At 52.8% G+C, this 21,023-nt stretch carries 17 protein-coding genes; 16 read left to right on the top strand and 1 reads right to left on the bottom strand.

Annotated elements, in window-relative coordinates:
- Positions 1-24: 24 nt before the first annotated feature.
- The 6 genes from GWK78_02400 (at position 25) to GWK78_02375 (ending at position 6,461) form a co-directional block, all read left to right on the top strand.
- Positions 25-552, top strand: a complete 528-nt coding sequence (locus GWK78_02400; protein QHU93871.1) for a TrmH family RNA methyltransferase — start codon at positions 25-27, stop codon at positions 550-552.
- A 69-nt stretch (positions 553-621) separates the two neighbouring features.
- Positions 622-1,959: a histidine--tRNA ligase gene (locus tag GWK78_02395; protein QHU93870.1), complete on the top strand. Its 1,338-nt coding sequence runs from the start codon at positions 622-624 to the stop codon at positions 1,957-1,959.
- 26 nt (positions 1,960-1,985) lie between these two features.
- The gene (gene tig, locus GWK78_02390; protein QHU93869.1) at positions 1,986-3,272 is read left to right on the top strand and encodes a trigger factor; all 1,287 of its coding nucleotides are present in this window, start codon (positions 1,986-1,988) and stop codon (positions 3,270-3,272) included.
- Between the two features lie 98 nt (positions 3,273-3,370).
- Positions 3,371-4,750 (top strand): twin-arginine translocation signal domain-containing protein, encoded by a 1,380-nt coding sequence (locus GWK78_02385; GenBank protein QHU93868.1) that lies wholly within the window; start codon positions 3,371-3,373, stop codon positions 4,748-4,750.
- A 51-nt stretch (positions 4,751-4,801) separates the two neighbouring features.
- Positions 4,802-5,401 carry an ATP-dependent Clp protease proteolytic subunit gene (locus GWK78_02380; protein ID QHU93867.1) on the top strand — a complete coding sequence of 200 codons (600 nt, stop codon included), beginning with the start codon at positions 4,802-4,804 and terminating at the stop codon, positions 5,399-5,401.
- Positions 5,402-5,522: 121 nt separating this feature from the next.
- The gene (locus GWK78_02375; GenBank protein ID QHU93866.1) at positions 5,523-6,461 is read left to right on the top strand and encodes a thymidylate synthase; all 939 of its coding nucleotides are present in this window, start codon (positions 5,523-5,525) and stop codon (positions 6,459-6,461) included.
- A 60-nt stretch (positions 6,462-6,521) separates the two neighbouring features.
- Here the strand turns inward: GWK78_02375 and GWK78_02370 are convergent, their stop codons facing one another.
- Positions 6,522-7,019 (bottom strand): dihydrofolate reductase, encoded by a 498-nt coding sequence (locus tag GWK78_02370; protein ID QHU93865.1) that lies wholly within the window; start codon positions 7,017-7,019, stop codon positions 6,522-6,524.
- 113 nt (positions 7,020-7,132) lie between these two features.
- Between GWK78_02370 and dcd the strand changes: the two genes are divergently transcribed.
- The 10 genes from dcd to GWK78_02320 all read left to right on the top strand — a co-directional run bounded on the left by dcd (position 7,133) and on the right by GWK78_02320 (position 20,945).
- The gene (gene dcd / locus GWK78_02365) at positions 7,133-7,852 is read left to right on the top strand and encodes a dCTP deaminase (GenBank protein ID QHU93864.1); all 720 of its coding nucleotides are present in this window, start codon (positions 7,133-7,135) and stop codon (positions 7,850-7,852) included.
- Complete coding sequence (gene tmk, locus GWK78_02360; GenBank protein ID QHU93863.1) at positions 7,849-8,496, top strand: dTMP kinase; 648 nt, start codon at positions 7,849-7,851, stop codon at positions 8,494-8,496. The genes dcd and tmk overlap by 4 nt, the downstream gene beginning before the upstream one ends.
- Before the next feature lie 25 nt (positions 8,497-8,521).
- On the top strand, positions 8,522-9,184 hold the full coding sequence (locus GWK78_02355) for a hypothetical protein (protein ID QHU93862.1): 663 nt from the start codon (positions 8,522-8,524) through the stop codon (positions 9,182-9,184).
- 170 nt (positions 9,185-9,354) lie between these two features.
- A complete protein-coding gene (locus tag GWK78_02350; GenBank protein ID QHU93861.1) occupies positions 9,355-12,726 on the top strand; it encodes a DNA-directed RNA polymerase subunit beta in 3,372 nt (1,123 codons plus the stop codon).
- A gap of 1 nt (position 12,727) precedes the next feature.
- Positions 12,728-16,576, top strand: a complete 3,849-nt coding sequence (gene rpoC / locus GWK78_02345; GenBank protein QHU93860.1) for a DNA-directed RNA polymerase subunit beta' — start codon at positions 12,728-12,730, stop codon at positions 16,574-16,576.
- Positions 16,577-16,752: 176 nt separating this feature from the next.
- Positions 16,753-18,201 (top strand): hypothetical protein, encoded by a 1,449-nt coding sequence (locus GWK78_02340; GenBank protein QHU93859.1) that lies wholly within the window; start codon positions 16,753-16,755, stop codon positions 18,199-18,201.
- A gap of 308 nt (positions 18,202-18,509) precedes the next feature.
- Positions 18,510-18,923 (top strand): 30S ribosomal protein S12, encoded by a 414-nt coding sequence (gene rpsL, locus GWK78_02335; GenBank protein QHU93858.1) that lies wholly within the window; start codon positions 18,510-18,512, stop codon positions 18,921-18,923.
- A 2-nt stretch (positions 18,924-18,925) separates the two neighbouring features.
- Positions 18,926-19,405, top strand: a complete 480-nt coding sequence (gene rpsG, locus GWK78_02330) for a 30S ribosomal protein S7 (protein ID QHU93857.1) — start codon at positions 18,926-18,928, stop codon at positions 19,403-19,405.
- 80 nt (positions 19,406-19,485) lie between these two features.
- Complete coding sequence (locus tag GWK78_02325) at positions 19,486-19,980, top strand: YajQ family cyclic di-GMP-binding protein (protein QHU93856.1); 495 nt, start codon at positions 19,486-19,488, stop codon at positions 19,978-19,980.
- Positions 19,981-20,033: 53 nt separating this feature from the next.
- Positions 20,034-20,945, top strand: coding sequence for a hypothetical protein (locus GWK78_02320; GenBank protein ID QHU93855.1), 912 nt, complete (start codon positions 20,034-20,036; stop codon positions 20,943-20,945).
- Positions 20,946-21,023: the final 78 nt, after the last annotated feature.

Here is a 21,023-nt window from a genome sequence, read left to right as displayed (position 1 = left end):
TCCCCATTTGCTAAAATAACAGAGATGCAAGACACACGAAATGTGATTGACAAATTCAAAGGTCGCAGCGAGGCGGAGATTGTAAAGGAGCTAGACGCCAAGGACCACGGCTTGGTGATTGCTCTGGAGAACACCGAGCGGGATTTTAATATGGGAACGATTGTCCGGAGCGCTAATGCGTTTGGCGTGCGGCAGATTTATGTGATTGGCAGGCGGCAATGGAACAAGCGCGGCGCCATGATGACGGATAAATATTTGCATGTGCATTATGTCGGTTCGACAGCGGAGTTTGTCGAGCTAATGCGGGCTGAAAACAGAGAAATTATCGCGATTGACAATATCCCGAGCAGCGTCAATATGGCGGAGACGACCCTACCAAAGCGCGCGGTGCTGGTGTTTGGCCAAGAGGGTCCGGGAATCTCCGAGGAGATGGTGCAGGCGGCAGATAAAATTGTCGCCATCGAGCAATTCGGCTCGACCCGCTCCATCAATGTTGGCGCGGCAGCGACTGTGGCGATGTATTGCTGGCTGCAACAGCATGTGCTCGGTTGATATGCTTCAACCCCTCACCCGCCTTTATTATTGAAAAATTTGCCCCATTGTGCCACAATAAAAGCAACCATGAGCAATTTATCAACTCAGAGTTACAAGGGCGCGCGCGATTATTTCCCGGAGGACAAGCGCCTACAAAACTATATTTTCAAGGTGTGGCACGCCACGGCGCAGAGTTTTGGGTACGAGGAATACAGCGCACCCTTGCTTGAGCCGCTGGATATTTATACCGCCAAGTCGGGGCAGGAATTAGCGGGCGAGCAGACGTACTTGTTCACTGATCGTGGTGGTCGTCAGGTGGCAATTCGCCCAGAGATGACGCCGTCGATTTCCCGTATGGTGGCCAGTCGGCGTCAGGAATTACCCATGCCGGCCCGGCTGTATTCTATCGCTAATTTTATGCGCTATGAGCGGCCGCAGCGTGGTCGAGAGCGCGAGTTTTGGCAGCTGAATGCTGATTTGTTTGGCGCGGAGGGGCCGTGGGCGGATGCGGAGATTATCGAGTTTGGCTACCATAGCATCATGAACTTTGGCGCGCGCGAAGACATGTTTACGGTGCGGGTGAATAATCGCCAGTTGATCAATCAGCTGATGAGCGGGTTTCTCAGCCTTGATGTGATCGGCGCACAGATGATGACGCGGCTGCTTGATCGAAAGAATAAGATTTCGCCAGAAGCTTTCCGCGAGCAAGCTATCGAGATTTTTGGCTCAGAAGAGGCCAAGGCGGGCCTGCCAAAGTTGGCGCAGCTAATTAGTATGCGCAGCGTTGACGATCTGCCGGAGGAGCTAGCGGATAGTCCGAATGTCCAGCAGCTTCGCCAGGTGATGACCCTGCTGCGTCAGAAGGGCATTGGCAATGCGATGTTCGACGTGACGCTGATGCGCGGACTGGATTATTATACTGGTACGGTGTTTGAGTTTTTTGATAATTCGCCGGAGAACAATCGAGCGCTATTCGGCGGCGGGCGCTATGATGGGCTGGTCGGGCTGTTTGGTGTCGAGCCGGTCGCTACGGTCGGCGTGGGGCTCGGTGCGACGACGATGCAGCAGTTCCTTGAGGTGCACGAGTTACTACCAAAACTAACGACGCACACCGATGTGTACATCATCGCGGTGGACGCGGCATCGCTAGGTGGTGCAGATGCTTTGGCGCGGACGCTGCGGAGCGAGGGGGTGCGGGCCGAGTTAGATTTCAGCGGGCGCAAGTTAGACAAGCAGCTGAAAACCGCGCTCAAAAAGAACATCCCATTCGTAGCGTTTGTCGGCGAGGAAGAGATCGCTTCGGGTGTCTACACGATCAAAAACCTCATCGAGTCAACCGAGCAAAAAGTCAGCCTCGAGCGAATGATCAGCGTGGTCAAAGATCGGCGCTATGACGGTGATGACGACGCGGCGTTTGAGATTTAGTGCCACCCCTGTTATAATAAGTAGTTATGAAGACTACCGTAAAGAAACTATCAGATACTAACGTTTGTTTGACAATTACGCTCGGGGCAGACGAGCTGAATGCGGCCGAGCAGGTGGCGCTGACCAAGATGGCGCGCGACCTCAAGGTGCCGGGATTTCGTAAGGGCAAAGTGCCGATCAGCGTGGCTGCCAAGCACGTCAATCCAATGGCACTCCAGGAGCAGGTGCTAGACAACGCCCTGTCCAAAGCGGTCGCTGAGGCCTTTATGAACGAGAAATTACAGGCGCTGGAGCGGCCGAGCGTTGAGGTCAAGAAATTTGTCCCCAATCAAGAAGTTGAGTTTACCGCCGAGGCGACTGTTGTGCCGCCGGTCAAGTTAGGCGATTACAAAAAGCTCAAGGCCAAGCCTCAGGCCGTCAAGGTTGAGGCCAAAGACGTTGATGAAATTATCGAACGGATGCAGCAGAATTTTGTCGATAAGACCGAGGTCAAGCGTGCAGCTCGAGAAGGTGACGAGGCGATTATTGACTTTGTTGGCAAGAAAGACGGTGTGGCGTTTGACGGCGGTTCGGCCAAGGATTTTGCCCTGAAGCTGGGCGGTGGTCAGTTTATCCCCGGTTTTGAAGAGGGCGTGGTTGGTCACAAGGCCGGCGAGACATTTGAGCTTGATCTCGAATTTCCGAAGGATTACCATGCTGAAAATCTGGCCGGTGCCAAGGTAGTGTTTAGTGTGACGCTGCACAAAGTAAATGAGCTGAAGTTACCGGAACTCAATGATGAATTTGCCGCCAAATGCGGCCCGTTCACCGACATCAAAGAGCTCAAGGCGGACATCAAGCGCGAGATTACTGCGCAAAAAGAGCGCGAGGCCAAGGAGAAGCTCAAGGATGAGCTGGTGGCGGAATTGGCGGATAGCTCCAAGGTGGCGCTGCCAGAGCTATTGATCGACGATCAGCTGCGGTCAATTGAACAAGATCTGATGCAGAATTTGTCATATCGCGGCCTGACAATGGACTCGTATCTAAAGACGCAAGGCTTCAAGGATAAAGCCGATTGGCAGAAAAAAGAGGCTCGCCTGGCGGCTGAAAAGCGGGTCAAGGCTGGCTTGGTGCTGGCTGAGCTATCGAAGGAGCTGGGCGTAGAGGTTGGCCGCGAGGAGCTTGATAGGCAAATTTCCACCTTTAAGCAGCAATACGGCAAGGATGCCAAGCTGGCTGCCCGGTTCGATGATCCAAACGTCCACCGTGACATCGCCAATCGGATGATCACCGACAAGACGATCGACAAGCTGGTTGAGCTGAATAGTAAATAGCGACGGCAAAGCAATAAAATAATCTGAAGCAGGGGATGGCAAAAGGGCCGCCCCTGTTTTATTGACAAACTTACAAGTAGTTGGTATAATGGCAAAATATGTGTGAATCCTCAAAGTCTGAGCGTCCAGAGTTGGAGTCTGGGCATTTCCAAGAGACAGACGGGAGCGGCAAGAAGGTTAGCCGTCGCAGTTTTTTGGGAGGTATGGCGCTTGGTGCTGGATGCTTGGGCGCTGGAACTCTTATCGGTGAGGCTATAAAAAATCTAGGATCAGAACAAGGTCAAAATATACCGATACAGCACAATAACGAGCGAAAAGCTCCGCCGCTGGGCTCGCTAAGTGTTGTCGTCGTGCAATTATTGCCAGAAAACGCCGAGCCGCATCAAGGCATTGAAAAAATTAGTTCTGGGGTACGAGATGCTCTTGGGCGTATCGCGCTAACGACTAGCCATCTATACCTTAATGTGCGGTTCACCCGGGATGGTCACTCGCCTGATACAACACGAATAACTGAGGATGGTAAACAACCTGCCTATAGTCAGCGTCTGCTTCAACTGATTGGCCAGGCTCATGCTCGTGAAGAAAGTGATATGGCACTGGTTATCGTCGATTCTGCTGATACAGAAAAGGACTACTACGCTGGTCTAACCGTGTACGACGATAAATATCCTCCAGTTGCATTTGTGCGCGACGTGGGTGGCGTGTCCATTGGTACGATTGCACACGAATTAGGACATATGCTTGCTCCAGAGGGTGTCAAGCGCGGTCTTGGTCATGCCTGGGCCCTGCAGTCGTGGGTAAGGCAAGATGGTGATAAGGAGGTAAAAGATTGGCGCCATAGTCCCCATGTTGCTCCTATTCAGGACATTATCGCCGCGGGGTATGGTCTGGAGAAGGATGACAGTGGAAAACCAAATCCCTATGCTTCACGATATAGCGTCATGGGAAATAGTGCATTATTTGATTCCATGGTAGATCCAACGATACCAATGTTCTCTTCCCCTGAGCTTGCCTTTCTCGATCCAACGCTGTCAATTCGCCATATCACAATGCCGTCGATGGGCACAGGCCAGATACCCATTAACTATGGCGGGCCTGACCGAGCCGGTATTACGATAGACATCCCAGAGGATCATATACTACGCCAAATAGCTCCGAATACAGATACACTTTTCATTGGCCCAATAGTCCGCTCAAAGCAGTGGAGTAACCCTATTGACCGGATGGGCGTCTTTGCGACATGGTCAGGAGGGCGTGATAGCGCCATATTAAATCCAAGTATATGGGATGAGAGTATTAAATATAGCGAGAATAGCTTTGAACACGTTGCGTATATTGATGAACAGCTCGGTATATTGGTCGCCGCTGGACAGCAATCGGGCCAGGTCTACGTCCGCTTAGTGCCGCTCCATACAGAGGAGGCTCAGGAGCTAATACGTGCGGGGCAAGAGCGGTTGATAAAAAGTCTCAATATATAGATTAACGGGCCATCCTTTACAGTAGCAAGCTCGGCTTATATAATGTTGTGTATGCAGAAAACAACATCGTATCTCATCCCCACCGTCATCGAAAAGTCAGCCGACGGCGAGCGGGCGTTTGATATTTATTCGCGGCTGCTCAATGAGCGGATTATTTTCCTCGGCGAGGAGGTTAACGAACATACCGCTAACAGCGTGGTGGCGCAGCTGCTACATCTGGCGTACGTTGACCCGCAGGCGGACATCTCGCTCTATATCAATAGCCCGGGCGGCAGCGTCTATGACGGCATGGCGATCTACGATACCATGAATTTTATCAAGCCGGACGTGGCGACCTATGGTATTGGCTTGCAGGCCAGCATGGGTGCGTTTCTGCTCAGCTCGGGTGCCAAAGGCAAGCGGTTTTGTCTGCCACACGCCAAGGTGATGATCCATCAGCCGTCAAGCGGCACGCGCGGCAAGGTGACTGACATGGAAATCGACCTGAAAGAAACGCTGGAAGTGAAGGAGATGCTTGCCAAAATCATGGCCAAAAACACTGGCCAGAAGCTCTCTAAGGTCAAGGCCGACATGGAACGCGACTACTGGATGAGCCCTCAGGAGGCGGTGCAGTATGGGCTGGTGGATAAGGTGCTGAGCAAGCTGGCGTAGGCCGCAAGAAGTCTCGTGCTCGCGGGCCGTAAATACATTGAACACGGCCGTGACGTTGTTAAAACTACCTTGTGGTTACGATGGAATCTTGCCATAATTAAGGAGAGGCAAGGAGGGAAGTATGAGGCAATATTTAGACGCCCTGCGGCATGTCCGTGATAATGGCGTGAAAAAAGGCGATCGCACCGGCACGGGCATGACGGAAGTGTTTGGCGTGCAAACGCGGTATGATTTGGCGAACGGGTTTCCGGCTATGACTACCAAGAAACTGTACTTTACTAGCGTGGCGCACGAGCTGCTGTGGTTTCTCAAAGGCACCGGCAACATTGAATATTTGGCACAAAACGGCGTGCATATTTGGGACGAGTGGCCGTATAAGAATTATTTGGAGAAAACTGACCAGAGCATTCCAGAGATTAACGGTGAGGAGTGGCGCGCTGGCATGAAGGAGTTTATCGGTAAAATCGCGACTGATCACACGTTTGCTGAAACGTGGGGTAACTTGGGACCAGTCTACGGCGTGCAGTGGCGGAAATGGCCCGACAGCAAGGGCGGAACGATTGACCAAATCCAAAACGCTATTGACATGATACAGAATAATCCGACATCGCGGCGCAACATCGTCAGCGCCTGGAACGTGGCGGAAATTGACGATATCGCCCGAGCTGGTGGGCTGCCGCCGTGCCACACCATGTTCCAGTTCAATGTGCGGCCGGGTGAAAATGGCGAGAAAGATAAGTTGGATTTGGCACTGACGCAGCGTTCGGCGGACATGTTCCTGGGCGTGCCGTTTAATATCGCCAGCTACGCGCTGCTGCTCAGCATGATCGCCCAAGTGACCGACAAGCAGCCGGGCGAGTTCGTTCACACCCTGAATAGCGCGCATATTTATAACAATCACCGCCAGCAGGTTGACGAGCAACTGTCGCGCCGTCCGCTGCCGCTGCCGAAACTGTGGCTGAATCCAGACATCAAGAATATTGACGATTTTACCATTGATGATATTCGCCTAGAGGGGTATGAACACCATCCACCGATCAAGGCGCCGATTGCGGTGTAATGTGTTCGGACAATTTGTTGGCGTACTAAATTATCCAAAGGTGTTCGGAGTTGATCCCAGCTAAATTATTCTACGATACGTCACAAAATCAAAGCCGTACTTATTCTCGGTGTCCGCGGGGTGATGGACGCGGCTCACCTCCTGCCAAGCGGTCATGTCAAGCTCTGGGAAAAAGGTGTCGGCATCCGGGAATGACGCGTCAACCTCGGTGGCGTAAATGGTGTCGGTCTCCGGCGTCTTCAGCGCCTCGCTATACACCCGCGCCCCACCGATGATGAAGGTTTTGTAACGAGCTAGCGCTAGGGCGCTTTCTAAGTTTACCGCAGTCAGCACGCCCTTAACACCCGTCGGCCGCGAGGAAATGACAATATTCTCGCGCTCCGGCAGCGGACGGCAGCTGATCGACTCGAAAGTTTTTCGGCCCATGATGACGTCGCTACCTTTGGTCAGCCGCTTGAAATTCGCTAGATCCGCCGGTAGGCTGCGACCCCACGGCAAATCGCCACCCTGACCGATGGCGCGATTTTTATCATAAGCAACGATGATGGCTTTCTCCATAACCCCAGTCTAGCATGATGTAAAATTTACGAAAAGCTTGCCCGAGCGGGTAAATGTTGTCATAATAGAATCACTCGGGGGAGTGAGGTAAGATAAACAAGAGGAGGCGCGGCATGAGCGTGTATTCAAACCGGGAAATTTTGGCAGCGATCGAGGAGGGAACGATCGTCTGTACACCGTTTGACCCAGATAATGTGTCAGAGGCTAGCTTGGATTTTACACTGGGGCATTATTTTTATAAACAGGAATTTGACGATCAGTCAAGCGTCTATAATCCATTCGACGAAGCGGAGGTAGCGCGGTATTTCAAGGGGCCGCTGATGGCGATACCGCACGCCGAGTGGTGCGAGCACAACGGCTTTAGGCGGTTTCGTAATATTCCGGACGAGCATCCGATCATTGTGCTGCGTCCCGGCGAGCGGATCTTGGCACACACGCACGAGTTTGTGGGTATTCGGGCGCATGGCGGCGCAGCCGAGGTGAAGAGCCGCAGCTCGTGGGGTCGTAACGGTGTGGCGGTGTGTTTTGACGCGGGCTGGATCGACCCAGGTTATATCAATCGGATTACGCTCGAGATTTACAATTTAAACAAGCACGAAAGCGTGGTACTGCCAGTTGGCGAGCGTATCGGGCAATTAATTTTCCACCATACCGGGCCGGTGGATGGTGGCTACGCCGATGGGCGCGGCGGCATCAGTGGCAAGTACCAGCACACCGACGACCTCGCCGAGCTTATCCATAGCTGGCGGCCGGAAACGATGCTGCCGCGAGCGTTCAAGGATCGGCGTCATGCTCCGGCGATTATTAATGGCCTAGGCGAGGGTGTCAAATGAGTCGTCCCGGTCAATACATCGTCATCGAAGGCAACGACGGCACCGGCAAGTCAACGCAAGTAGCCATGCTGGCGGATTATTTTCGGGCGCGCGGCCATGTCGTGTGTATGGTCGAAGAGCCAGGTAGCGACGATCCAGAAAAGTCGACGCCCGTAGCCAATGAACTGAGGCGTATTGTCAAGAATGGAAACCTAGTGCGCTCTAGCGAAATTAACGTAGCGTTGTTCTCGGCGGCACGGCGCGAGTTGTGGCGCGAAAAGATTCAGCCAGCTCTGCAGCGCGGCGAGATCGTCCTGAGCGCGCGTAATTACATCTCGACACTGGCTTATCAGGGCTATGGCGACGGGCTGGACACGGAGGAGATTATGCGGATGACGAAGCTATTTACCGACGAGCGATACCTGCAGCCGGACGCGATGGTGGTCTTGACACTCAGCAACGCCCAGCGCCAGCAGCGCATCGCGAAGCGCGGGCGCATCACTCATCCTGATACATTTGAGTCGCGTGAGCAGTCGTTTCAGGACAGGGTTAACCACGCCTATGAGGCCATCGCCGCCGAGCGAAATATCCCGCTATTGTCAGCCACCGGCACGCCGAAGGAAGTACACGCGCGGATTCTTGACAGCATTACTCGATACTTGTAGTATATTTTCATAAACAGGAGAGGACATGATCGAGACAGTTCGATTAAGTGGTGGTGATATTACCGATTCATTGTGTGATGAGCTACGCCACTTGTGGGTTGAGTCTCTCGTACATGTGAAGCCAGATATCAGCGCTTGCGAGACAAGGCGATTGTATCAATCTGAACAGTTTACGCCCGAAGTACTTCGGAGGCAAGCCGATCTTGCCGAGGGTGGTATCTATGTTGCGCTCGCAGATGCGTCAATCAAGGCGGCAGCAAGTGTAGGTCGAACCGACACCTTAGGCTTGGCCTCAGATATTCCGGATGTACAGGATAATAATCTGATATATCTCGAGCGGTATGGGGCTAGAAATATGAAACGCTGGGATCTGTTTCGGGGACTGGTAAGTGCAGTACTTAATCATGAGACTGGGCCAAATAATCAGCTAATATATCTTGGTATGTATATTGACGAGCGGGCTCTACTACTACCGGGTCACGTCAAAGATATTAATCCGCAAAATCACCAAGTTAGCCGTATTGTCAAACGTGACTCGGTTGGCGGTGTCGCTGGTGATTATCGACTACATACGGCGCAACTTCAAACCGATGGAAGCTGGGAGTGGTTAGCGACGATCACTGACGGTGAGCGTGCGGCTAGATTACTGGGTGAAGTGTGCCTTCGTTTAGAGCTAGCCGCTGCTTAACGACAGTCAATTTTTCATTATTTTTCTCTTGCAATTCGTCGCCCCATGCGTCATAATGTGTCACAGTGAAGTAGTGTAGTTTTAGCGAGGGGCGAGCTTGATGGGCGGGCAAACCTCGGGCTCGTGCTGAGACTAAGAGATCTTCCGGCCGTGATCACCAATTATAATCAATGCGAGGAGTAACGCCTGTGGCTCAACAGACCACTCGTGGCGCGCGCGTCTTTTTCACTAGAACAGACAGTGCGATCGCCATGCCAAATCTCATCGCTCACCAAGAGGACTCGTGGCGCTGGTTCGTCGAGGATGGTTTGAGCGAAATCTTTTCAGAAATTAACCCAATTGACGACTACACTGGTCAGAAGTTGGCGCTGCGGTTCGGCAGGTATCATTTTGACGAACCAAAGACCACCGATCAGTTCGCCAAGGAAAACAACTTGACATTTGAAGCGCCGCTGCATGCAACCGTCGAACTAACCAACAAAGTCACGGGCGAAGTCAAGGAACAAGAAATCTACCTCGGCGATTATCCATGGATGACCGAGCGCGGTACCTTTATCATCAACGGTACGGAGCGCGTGGTAGTCAGCCAGTTGATCCGCTCAGCCGGTGTATTCTTTACGGCCGACACCGTGGCTGGTCGTAACTATTACGGCGCCAAGATGATTCCGGGCCGTGGTGCCTGGCTGGAGTTTGAGACCGCGCCAAATGGTACGATTTATGTCAAGATTGACCGTCGCCGCAAATTGCCAGTGACGACGTTGCTGCGGGCTTTGGGTCATCCAAAGACTTCAGAAATTCGCGAACTGTTTGCCGACATTGACACGGGCGAGACCAGCTACATCCAAGAAACGCTTGAAAAAGACACTGCGCGTGGCGCCAATGAAGCGCTGATCGAAGTCTATCGTCGCCTGCGGCCGGGTGACTTGGCGACAGTTGACAATGCGCGCCAGATGATTGAGCGAATGTTCTTTGATTTCAAGCGATTTGATTATTCTCGGGTCGGCCGATACAAGATGAACCAGCGCCTGGGTCTCGACGTTGCTAATACCGCCGAAAACCGTATTTTTCAGATGAGTGACTTGGTGGCCATTATCCGCGAGATCATTCGCCTCAACAATACCCAAGAGCCAGCTGATGACATCGATGCGCTGAGTAATCGCCGCGTCAAGCTGGTCGGCGAGCTGATTGCCCGTCAGTTCCGCGTCGGTATGCTCAGAATGCAGCGCAACGCCATGGACCGGATGAGTGTGGCCGACATGGAGAACGTCACGCCGAGTCAATTGATCAATGCACGACCAGTGGTGGCAGCAGTGCGCGAGTTCTTTACTAGCTCGCAGCTGAGTCAGCTCCTCGATGAGGTTAACCCACTGTCCGAGCTCAGCCACAAGCGCCGATTGAGCTCGATGGGCCCTGGTGGTTTGAGCCGCGAGCGCGCCGGCTTTGATGTGCGCGACGCTCACCCAACGCATTACGGCCGTATCTGCTCGGTGGAAACGCCAGAGGGCGCCAACGTTGGTCTGGTGCTGAACCTCGCGACCTACGCACGGGTCAATGAGTATGGCTTTATCGAGACGCCGTACCTGCGCGTCACCGATGGTCGGGTGACGGATGAAGTGGTCTATCTGGACGCCGCTCAGGAGGCCAGCGAAGTTATCGCCGATGCTGGGGCGCGCTTGAATGATGACAAGTCGTTCACCGATAGCCGCGTCAGCGCTCGCAAGTTTCTCCAGCCAGGTCAGGTCGACGTCGAAGAAGTTACCTTTATGGATGCTGCTCACAAGCAGATCCTCGGCTCGACGGCGGCGCTGGTGCCATTTATCGAGAAAACCCGTGTTGACCGTGCCTTGACTGGCTCGAACATGCAGCGCCAAGCAGTGCCGCTGCTCGCACCAGAGCCAGCGGTTGTCGGTACCGGTATCGAGCAGGCGGTAGCCGAGAATAGCGGCCACCTGATCCAGGCCGAGGCTGACGGTGAAGTGGTGCGGGCTGATGCTGATGAAATTCATGTCAAGTACGCCGATGGCGTCAAGGTCTACGCGTTGCGACACTTCGTCAAGAACAATGACGATCGCTGCTACAACCAAAAGGTTCGCGTAGCCCGTGGCGATGCGGTCAAGCAGGGCGATATCCTCGTCGAGGGTGCGTCGATTGCCGAGGGCGAGATCGCGCTGGGACGAAACCTGACGGTGGCCTTTATGCCGTGGGGCGGTTACAACATGGAGGACGCGATTATCCTCAGCCGCCGCTTGGTGGAGGACGATCGCTTGACCAGTATCAACATCAAGGATTATAACGTGGAGGTTCGCGAGACCAAGCTCGGCCCAGAGATCGTCACCCGCGATATTCCGAATGTGTCGGAGGATAGCCTGCGCCACTTGGACGAAAACGGTATCGTCCAAATTGGTTCTGAGGTTAAGGCTGGTGACGTCTTGGTTGGTAAAATTACACCAAAGGGTGAGCAGGAACTCAGCTCTGAGGAGCGTCTGCTCCGCGCCATCTTTGGTGAAAAAGCCAAGGATGTGCGCGATACCTCACAGCGGATGAATAACGCTGGTGGCGGCAAGGTCGTCGGTGTCAAGATCTTTAGCCGCGAGAATGGCCACGAGCTCAAGGCCGGCGTGTTGATGCAAATCCAAATCTTTGTGGCGCAGATGCGCAAGATCGGTGTCGGTGACAAGATGGCTGGTCGCTTCGGTAACAAGGGCGTGGTCGCGCGGGTACTGCCGGTCGAGGATATGCCATTCATGGAAGACGGTACGCCAGTTGACGTGATCTTGAACCCGCTGGGTGTGCCGAGCCGTATGAACCTCGGTCAGCTGTTTGAAACGCACCTCGGTATGGCAGCACGAGCGTTGGGCTACCGCGTGGCAACGCCGTCGTTTGACGGTGTACCATCAGCCACAATTTCTGATGAACTAGAAAAAGCAGGACTAGCACGCGATGGCAAGAGTCAATTGTTTGACGGCCGGACTGGTGAAGCCTTTGAGGAGCGCACCACAGTCGGTGTGATGCATATGATCAAATTACACCACATGGTGTCTGACAAGATTCACGCCCGCTCAACTGGCCCGTACACCATGGTCACTCAGCAGCCGCTCGGTGGTAAAGCGCAGAACGGTGGTCAGCGCTTCGGCGAGATGGAGGTCTGGGCACTGGAAGCCTACGGCGCCGCCGCAACCTTGCAGGAAATGCTAACCATCAAGTCTGACGACGTCTATGGTCGTGCCAAGGCGTACGAATCCATTATCAAGGACGAGCCAATCGTCGGTCCAAAACTCCCAGAGTCCTTCAACGTGCTCGTCAAGGAACTGCAGGGCTTGGGCCTTCGGGTTGACCTGCTTGACGAGGGCGGTGTAGTTGACGCTGAGCATGTCATTGCCTCCAGCGGCCCAGCCGACAAGACCGTACCGCAAACTGCCAGCGACGACGATGATGACGATGACCAAGTTTACCTGGACGAATCAGACGACATTGGTGACATCGAGGCCGGTATGAGCGTACAAGATATTGACGAAGTAGAAGAAATAAAGGAGGAGGCGTAAGATGGCGCAATATTCATTTAACGCGACCGGAATTAGCGATTTTGATGCGGTGCGCCTAGCGGTGGCCAGCGCCGAGGACATCCTAAAGTGGAGTCACGGCGAGGTTCTCAAGCCAGAGACGATCAATTATCGCACCCAAAAGCCAGAGCGCGACGGTTTGTTCTGCGAGCGAATCTTTGGCCCGGTCAAGGACATCAACCCGCATGATTCCAAGCTCAAGGGCGTGCGTTCACGCGAGGCTGCCGTCGATAAAAACGGCGAACTCGTTACCAAATCAATCGTTCGCCGCGAGCGCATGGGCCACATTCAACTGGCCGCGCCAGTCGCGCACATCTGGTTTATGCGCGGCACACCAAGCGCCATGAGCTTGCTCCTCGGGATGACGGTGCGTAATATCGAGCGGATCGCTTACTTTGCGACCTATGTCATTCTCAAGGTTGATGAAGTCACGCGCGACCAATACCTGGCGGATCTGGAGGCCGAGACCGAGGCTGGCCGAATGGCGATCAAGATGCGCTACGAGCAGCTCGCCGAGGCTGACGGCGCTGATATCAAGCAGCTGGCGAAAGAACAAAGCCGCGAGGTTGAGGAACTTAACGATAAGTACACCACGAAGAAATCACAGCTCGAGAGCCTCATCAAGGGTGCGCTGATCTCAGAGACGGATTATCGCAACCTGCCAGAGGAGTACGATGAGCTGATTGAGGTCGGCATGGGTGCCAGTGCGCTCAAGGCACTGCTGGATGAGATTGATCTGTCAGAACTGATCGCCCAGCTGAGCGAGGAGGCTGAACACGCCAAGGGTCAGCGTGAGAAGAAACTGCTCAAGCGCCTAAAGATGCTCGAGAGCATGCAGGCTGCTGGCATCAAGCCATCCAGCCTCTGCCTGACCGTGCTGCCGGTCATCCCACCGGACCTCCGCCCGATGGTGGCCCTCAGTGGTGGTCGATTCGCTACCTCAGACCTGAACGACCTGTACCGCCGCATCATCAACCGTAACAATCGTCTGAAGAAACTGGTCGAGCTCAATGCACCAGAAGTGATTCAGCGCAATGAACGACGCATGCTGCAAGAGGCCGTCGATGCCTTGATCGACAATGCAGCGGCGCGTGGTGGTCGGGCAGTCAGCTCGACTGGTAGCCGTCGTCGCCTCAAGTCAATCAGCGACATGCTCAAAGGCAAGCAAGGCCGCTTCCGCCAGAATCTGCTCGGTAAGCGCGTCGATTACTCTGGTCGCTCGGTCATTGTCGTCGGCCCGAAGCTAAAGATCAATCAGTGCGGTCTGCCAAAGCAAATGGCGCTGGAACTATTCAAGCCGTTCGTCATCAGCTGGCTGATCAAGGGCGAATTTGCCCACAACATCCGCTCAGCAACTCGCCTGATTGAGTCGGGTGAGGCGGTCGTTTGGGACGCGCTTGACGAGGCGATCAAGGGCAAGTACGTGCTGCTCAACCGCGCACCGAGCTTGCACCGCTTGTCAATTCAGTCCTTCCAGCCAGTCCTCGTCGAGGGTAAGGCGATTCAGCTTCACCCGCTGGTCTGTGCCGGCTTTAACGCCGACTTTGACGGTGACCAGATGGCTGTCCACCTGCCGCTTTCCAAGGAAGCGCAGGCCGAGGCGCGCGAGTTGATGAGCGCCACCAACAACCTATTGAAGCCTGCCGACGGTGCGCCGGTGCTGCATATCTCGCAGGACATCGTGCTGGGTAACTATTACCTGACCTATGACAAGCCGCAGGCGCAAACTGATAATGTCAAGGCATTTAGCTCGGTCTACGAGGCGGAACTGGCGTACGACAAGGGTGATATTCAACTGCAAACGCCAATTCGCATCTATGCCAAGGGCAAGCTGCGCCAGACAACCTTGGGCCGGGTCTTCTTTAATGAGATTCTGCCAGAGGACTTCCCATACGACAACAACGTTCAGACCAAGAAGCAGCTGAAAAAAGTATTGGCACAGATCTTCAACAAGTACGGTGCCGAGGAAACTGCCAAAATCGCTGACCGCATGAAGGGTCAGGCTTTCCGCTTCGCGACAACCGCGGCCGTGTCAACTGGTATGACCGACTACGTGCACTTTGACGAGATCGCTGAGTTCGTGGCTGAGGGTGACGCCAAGGCGGCCTTGATTTCCGAGCAATTCGACCAAGGTTTGATCACCGAGGACGAGCGTTACAACTTGACGGTGAATGCCTGGCGAAATGTGGATAATAAGATTACGGCCTTCCTCCAGGATCAGCTGGCGCACATGGACACCAGTATCTCGATGATGGTCAACTCTGGTGCTCGTGGTGATATCTCCAATGTCAAGCTGGCCAGCGCCATGATCGGTATCCAGGTTGACGCGGCTAACCGCGAGATCGAGCTGCCAATCCGTAGTTCCTACACCGGTGGTTTGTCCAGCCTGGAGGCCTTCGTGGCGACCCGTGGTGCGCGTAAGGGTCTGATCGACACCGCTTTGAAGACTGCCGACTCAGGCTACCTGACGCGACGTTTAGTTGATGTGGCACAGGACGTCTTCACCGTTGAGGACGTTGAAGGTGACGACGAAGGTTACGCGATCTACCGCTCAGAAACTGAGGAAACGATGATCGACTTCTCGAACCGCTTGGCTGGTCGGTATGCTGCTGAGACGATTCCGGGTCACATCAACAAGGACGAATTGATCACTCGGGAAATTGCTGACTCAATTGATGACGATGAAAGCATCCAGAGCGTCAAGATTCAATCAGTCCTGTCAACCAACAACCTCAACGGCATCCCGCAGCGCAGCTACGGTGTTGACATGTCAACTGGTAAATTGGTTGGTAATCATCAGCCAGTCGGTGTCATCGCTGCTCAGTCAGTCGGTGAGCCAGGTACTCAGCTGACCTTGCGTACTTTCCACAACTCCGGTGTGGCCGGTGGTGACATCACCCAGGGTCTGCCGCGTGTTGAAGAATTGTTTGAGGCGCGTACACCAAAGGGTCAGGCGTTTGTTACGGAAATTGCCGGGTTAGTTGACGTTTGGGAAGATGGCAAAAAGTACATCGTCCAAGTTACCCCAGAATCTGGTAAGGTTGAGCGCTTGCCGCTAGACGGCCGAACCATCGTGGTCAAGGCCGGTTCAAGCGTCAAGGCTGGCGACGTATTGGCAACTGGCGAAGGCGACACTCGTCCGCTGGTCGCACCATTTGACGGTGTGGTTGAGGCGGCTGAGGACACCTTGGTCATCGCCGCTGAAGCCGGCGCACCAGCTCGTTACGAAATCCCAGGCACCATGCAGTTGGTTGTTAAGGCTAATGACGTCGTTGAGGCTGGTGACCGCTTGACAGCCGGTTCATTGAATCTGCACGACTTGATGCGTCTCAAGGGTGTCGAAGCTACGCAGCGCTACATCATTAACGAAGTCCTGCGCATTTACGCCGCTCAGGGTCAAGACGTGGCCGACAAGCACCTGGAGATCATCGTTCGCCAGATGTTCAGCCGCGTCCAGATCGAAGATGCGGGCGATAGCGACTTTGTGACTGGTGACATCGTCTCTAAGGCTGCGGTGGTGAACACCAACAAGCAACTGGCTGCTGAGGGTAAAAATCTCATCAGTTACACTCAGTTGCTGCTCGGTATCACCAAGGTGTCCATCTGGAGCGACTCATGGCTATCTGCTGCGTCCTTCCAGGACACCACTCGCGTGCTGATCAACGCTGCCGTATCTGGCCGCGCTGACCACTTGCATGGCCTCAAGGAAAACGTCATCATCGGCCGCAAGATCCCAGTGGGAACTGGTGTCGTTGAAGAAACGGAAACCGACGAGCCAAGCGAGGACGAGTTCGCAGACAGTCAGGAAGAGGAATTAGCTGTAGCCGTATAAGCCAACTAGCTTCCTTTCTCAGAAAACCGCTCCGATGGGTACGGGGCGGTTTTTGCTGTATTCAGTAGCGATAGACTAGTTATATAGATTGACGATAATACAATAAGTATGTATAATCATAAAATGTGTGGGCATTATCATAGGTAGACTATTTTATTAAAAATATAGGAGAAGATATGTCAGAACGCGGTCGTCCATTGATGTCAGCAGGAAATCGGGATATAGAAACTGCTTGGAAATACGCCCTGCGGTATGCTGGTGAAGGAGGGCATATCGCGACACTCCCGGAGATCATTGAAGCAAGAGAGGCGGCTCATAAGTCTTTCTATGGAAATCATCACGGTAAAATGGGGAGGGATGAAGTGCCGCTCATGAGGGCATGGAATCAGGCTTACACTAGTGCAAGTGGTGAATATGTCGGAACGGGTGCTGATCATCGCCAAAAAATCATCGTGGCTCATGGTGTTGGTCCGCTGTCTACGTTAGATGGAATCACGGAGGCCTATGACCATGATCTTCAAGAAAACCCAGGAGGGGTAATTAGTACGGAGCAGTTTCGTAGTCTAGAAAATGGTGACTACGGGGAGGTGAAGGTTATTGATGTCGATGCTTTTGTTCCCTCGGCTGGGCAGGTATATAAGGATGATGTCAATATTCCAGAAGTAACCGTGCTTGATAAAGTAGACTATGAGAATTTTGTAAGGAAGAGATGCCTCGCTGCGAATGGTGAGAGGCTACTCGACCTACATCAGGCTATGCGTGATCCGCTGACAAGGATGCGTTTGGGCTCGCAGGCATGTAGATATCTATGTACGCAGGCAAACCTAGCAGAAGACGTATTGAGACGAGCCGGGAGACTGATATATGGAGATCCTGTGCACATTATTGAACCTGTCTTCGAGACCAGGGGGCATGATTTAAGCGAACCAATGCCTCGTCATCTATCATATACAGAACATATGGAACGAATTGCTGCTTTAGGGAGGAATGCCGCGGCGCATATACTTGGTATTGGAGATTTTCAAGCACTGTATGCTAGGCGAAACGAGATGCTGATTAGTCCATATTTTGCCGATCCAGGATCCTTTAGTAACTTTGTGGCTGTGCCAAAAGAAGCAGATATAGAAGCCGGTATCGGCAAACTACCTACAGCAGAAGAAATACTATCTGAAGACCCAGAACGGTTCATGCGGTCGACTGATGGAGAGAATGTGTCAGTGATTACGCCTGTGCGACTGGGTGACATTGGAGGAAAGACGTTCACACGTTATCCAAAAGATTCTCTAAAGAAACCATACATGGACTCTAGTGACATGGAGTATCTGGTGAAATCATGTACTCCAGTTGGGGAATGTAAGACTTTTATGGTAGATGAGGAATTCTTTCTGCGTTATACACTTGATCAGGTGCGCAGAATAAAACCTCGTGGTGCAAATGCATACAGAATCGTTGATATTGGTAATAGGCATGAGCATAAGCCCGGCTACACATTGGTAACAGTCCAGTTCTTCAAGGCTGATATCGACACGTCGCGTCGTGTACCTCGTACTGAGGAGATAAGTACTGACTTTGATAAACTGATGGATGCACGTGGCGTGCGATATCAGAATAATAGCGACAACTGATACGATACAACGCGGCGTGTAGCAGGCGTATTCCTCGTGTAAGAGATCTAAAGAGGGCCGCCACTTGAAGTATCGGCTGAACCTGTGTTATAATGACCCCCAGAGTTTCCTCTTTTCGGGGTGCGCGGTGGTTTGAATGTGTACAGGCTGCACGCTCGGCAGAAAAGGTATAGACACGGGGCGGAGTTGCTGAATCCAAGCCGTAGGCGCTAAGAGAAGCTAGTTTTTGCGTGCAAACGCTGCCGCCAGTTCACTCTACGCCACCAGGCGAATCGCCATAATTAGTAAATCAACCAAGGAGAAATTGGATGCCAACAATCAACCAGTTGGTGCGCAAACCGCGCCAAACGGCTAAGAAAAAGTCCAAGTCGCCAGCACTGGGTCGCATTCATAACGCCCTGAAAACGCGTTACTACGACCAAAATGCACCGCTCAAGCGTGGTGTGTGTGTGCGTGTGACGACCAAGACGCCAAAGAAACCAAACTCAGCGCTGCGTAAAGTTGCTCGTGTGAAACTAAACAACGGCTACGAAGTCTGGGCTTACATCGGCGGTGAAGGCCATAACTTGCAGGAGCATGCTGTGGTTTTGATACGCGGCGGCCGCGTGCCTGACCTTCCAGGTGTGCGTTATCACATCGTCCGCGGTGCGTTGGACCTTCAGGGTGTCAACAACCGCAAGCGGGGCCGTTCAAAGTACGGTACTAAGAAAGGGGATAAGTAATCATGCCTCGTAAAGTTACCAAGAAATTACAACGCCAATTGCAACCTGACCGCCGCTACCAAAGCGTGTTAGTACAGCGCTTGATCAATAAGTCAATGCTGGACGGCAAGAAGTTAGCGGCTGAACGTGCTGTTTACACCGCGCTGGAAACGGCTGCCAAGAAATTGGATTCAGAAGATCCATTGGCAGTGTTTGAAAAAGCCTTGAAAAACGTTAGCCCAAACTTTGAAGTGAAGAGTCGCCGCGTCGGTGGTGCGAACTACCAGATCCCGTTCCCAGTTCAGGGACATCGGCAGTTGCACTATGCGTTTAGCTGGCTAGTACAGTCGGCTCGTGCTCGACAGGGTATGCCGTACTCGCAGCGTTTGGCATTGGAAATCGTTGACGCCTACAACGAAGCTGGTGCTGCCTTCAAGAAGAAAGAAGACACCCACAAGATGGCCGAAGCCAACCGCGCCTTTGCGCACTTTGCTCGCGGCTAATTGTCGGGAAAATGTAAACTCAGAAATCGCTCTGAAAAACGGGCGATTTTTGTTATAATGGAGAAAACGAGGAGGGGTAAATGACAAGTTTTTCATTTGACATCGTGTCAGAAATTGACAAAGCCGAGCTAAATAATGTTTTCATGCAGGCGGAAAAAGAAATCCAAGGGCGGTACGATTTTAAGGGAACGAATGCTGGGATTGACTGGCTGGATGATAAAAAAGGATTCAAGCTCACCGGCGATAACGACTGGCAGGTTGATGCGGTGCTGGATATCGTGCGCAAGAAACTGGCGGCCCGGGGTCAGTCGAGCAAGGTCCTCGACCTCGCCAAAGAAAAAGTCACCTCAAATCTCAAAACCACGTGGGAAATTCCCTTCAAACAGGGCCTCGACCAGCCGACCGCCAAGCGCATTGCCGCCGATATTCGTACTAACGCGCCCAAAGCCAAGCCGCAAATCCAAGGCGACCTTGTCCGCGTCACTTCCGCCTCGAAAGATGAGTTGCAAAAAGTCATTAGTTTAGTGCGTGAGAATGATTATGACACGCCGCTGCAGTGCGTGAATTATCGCTAAGAGCTTTACGGTTATGGTTGCGTCAGTCGGCTTTTACGCCGTATGATTAAGGGATGACGACTGAGCCTAGCCCATCTGCCGCCCCGCTGCCCGAGAACCTTGCGTTACTTGATAAGGCTGTTTTCAATCAGCAAGTTGCCACTGTCCTCCGCCTAGCTCGAGAACGAACGTCCGACATTCGAAAGCTCAGTCCTCATCAGTATCCAGAAGCCACTGTGCAGATTAACCAAGAACTATTTGCCGGGTTTATAGGTCAGCTGATGACGGTAAGCGGATGGGTGCAACAATACACCAAAAACGGAGCAGAATACGTATATATTGAAGATCATAAACTCCAGTGCGCCGGTTGTCTGATTGTCGCGAACAAGTCTGATCCAGAAATTGCACTTGGTGGTCTTGGCGTAACACCAGGGGATACCACGACTCAATATGTTGTTCCGCTAGATGTCCTTATTCAATTTCCGCAGCTGATGGATATTGAACAGGCCAAGGCTATTTTACAGCTGTACACGCCTGAAGTCCTTGATTATTTGAATAATATACGACCAGTTGATCCAAACAATAATTGTATCGACTCAGCTCGGATGATCAGGGAGCTAGCAGATGTTCCGATTGATGAAATTCCTTTTGGGCGATTGTCAAATAGAGACCTCAATCGAGTGATTAAGGCGATAAACATTCATTGCAAGGTGCTGGCTTCACTTGATTCATATATGCCGTATGACGTTACGTATATGGGCCCCGCCTTTCGCAACGAGGGGTGGGTTGGATTAGAGGCGAAAGGTGCGATGTATGTGCAGTCTATCTCCCTAGAGGCTATCACGGATCCCGAAGGCTACAATTCTTTGGTGATGATGGTGCGTGCAACGCTCCTTGGTCGGTCTGACGCTCAAAATAGAGATTACCTGCTTGTAGCCAAGGGAATACAATGGATCCAATCAGGTCGTAGTCAAATTCCACGGTAAGACAGGGCTCATTCACATTCACAAAATGCTGATCGTCTGCTATAATACAGCTCAAGCGTAGTTTTTTGGTGCGTAAAA

This window comes from Candidatus Saccharibacteria bacterium oral taxon 488, assembly GCA_010202845.1.
Taxonomy (GTDB): domain Bacteria; phylum Patescibacteriota; class Saccharimonadia; order Saccharimonadales; family Saccharimonadaceae; genus Nanosynbacter.
This window is presented reverse-complemented; position numbering and strand designations above follow the sequence as displayed.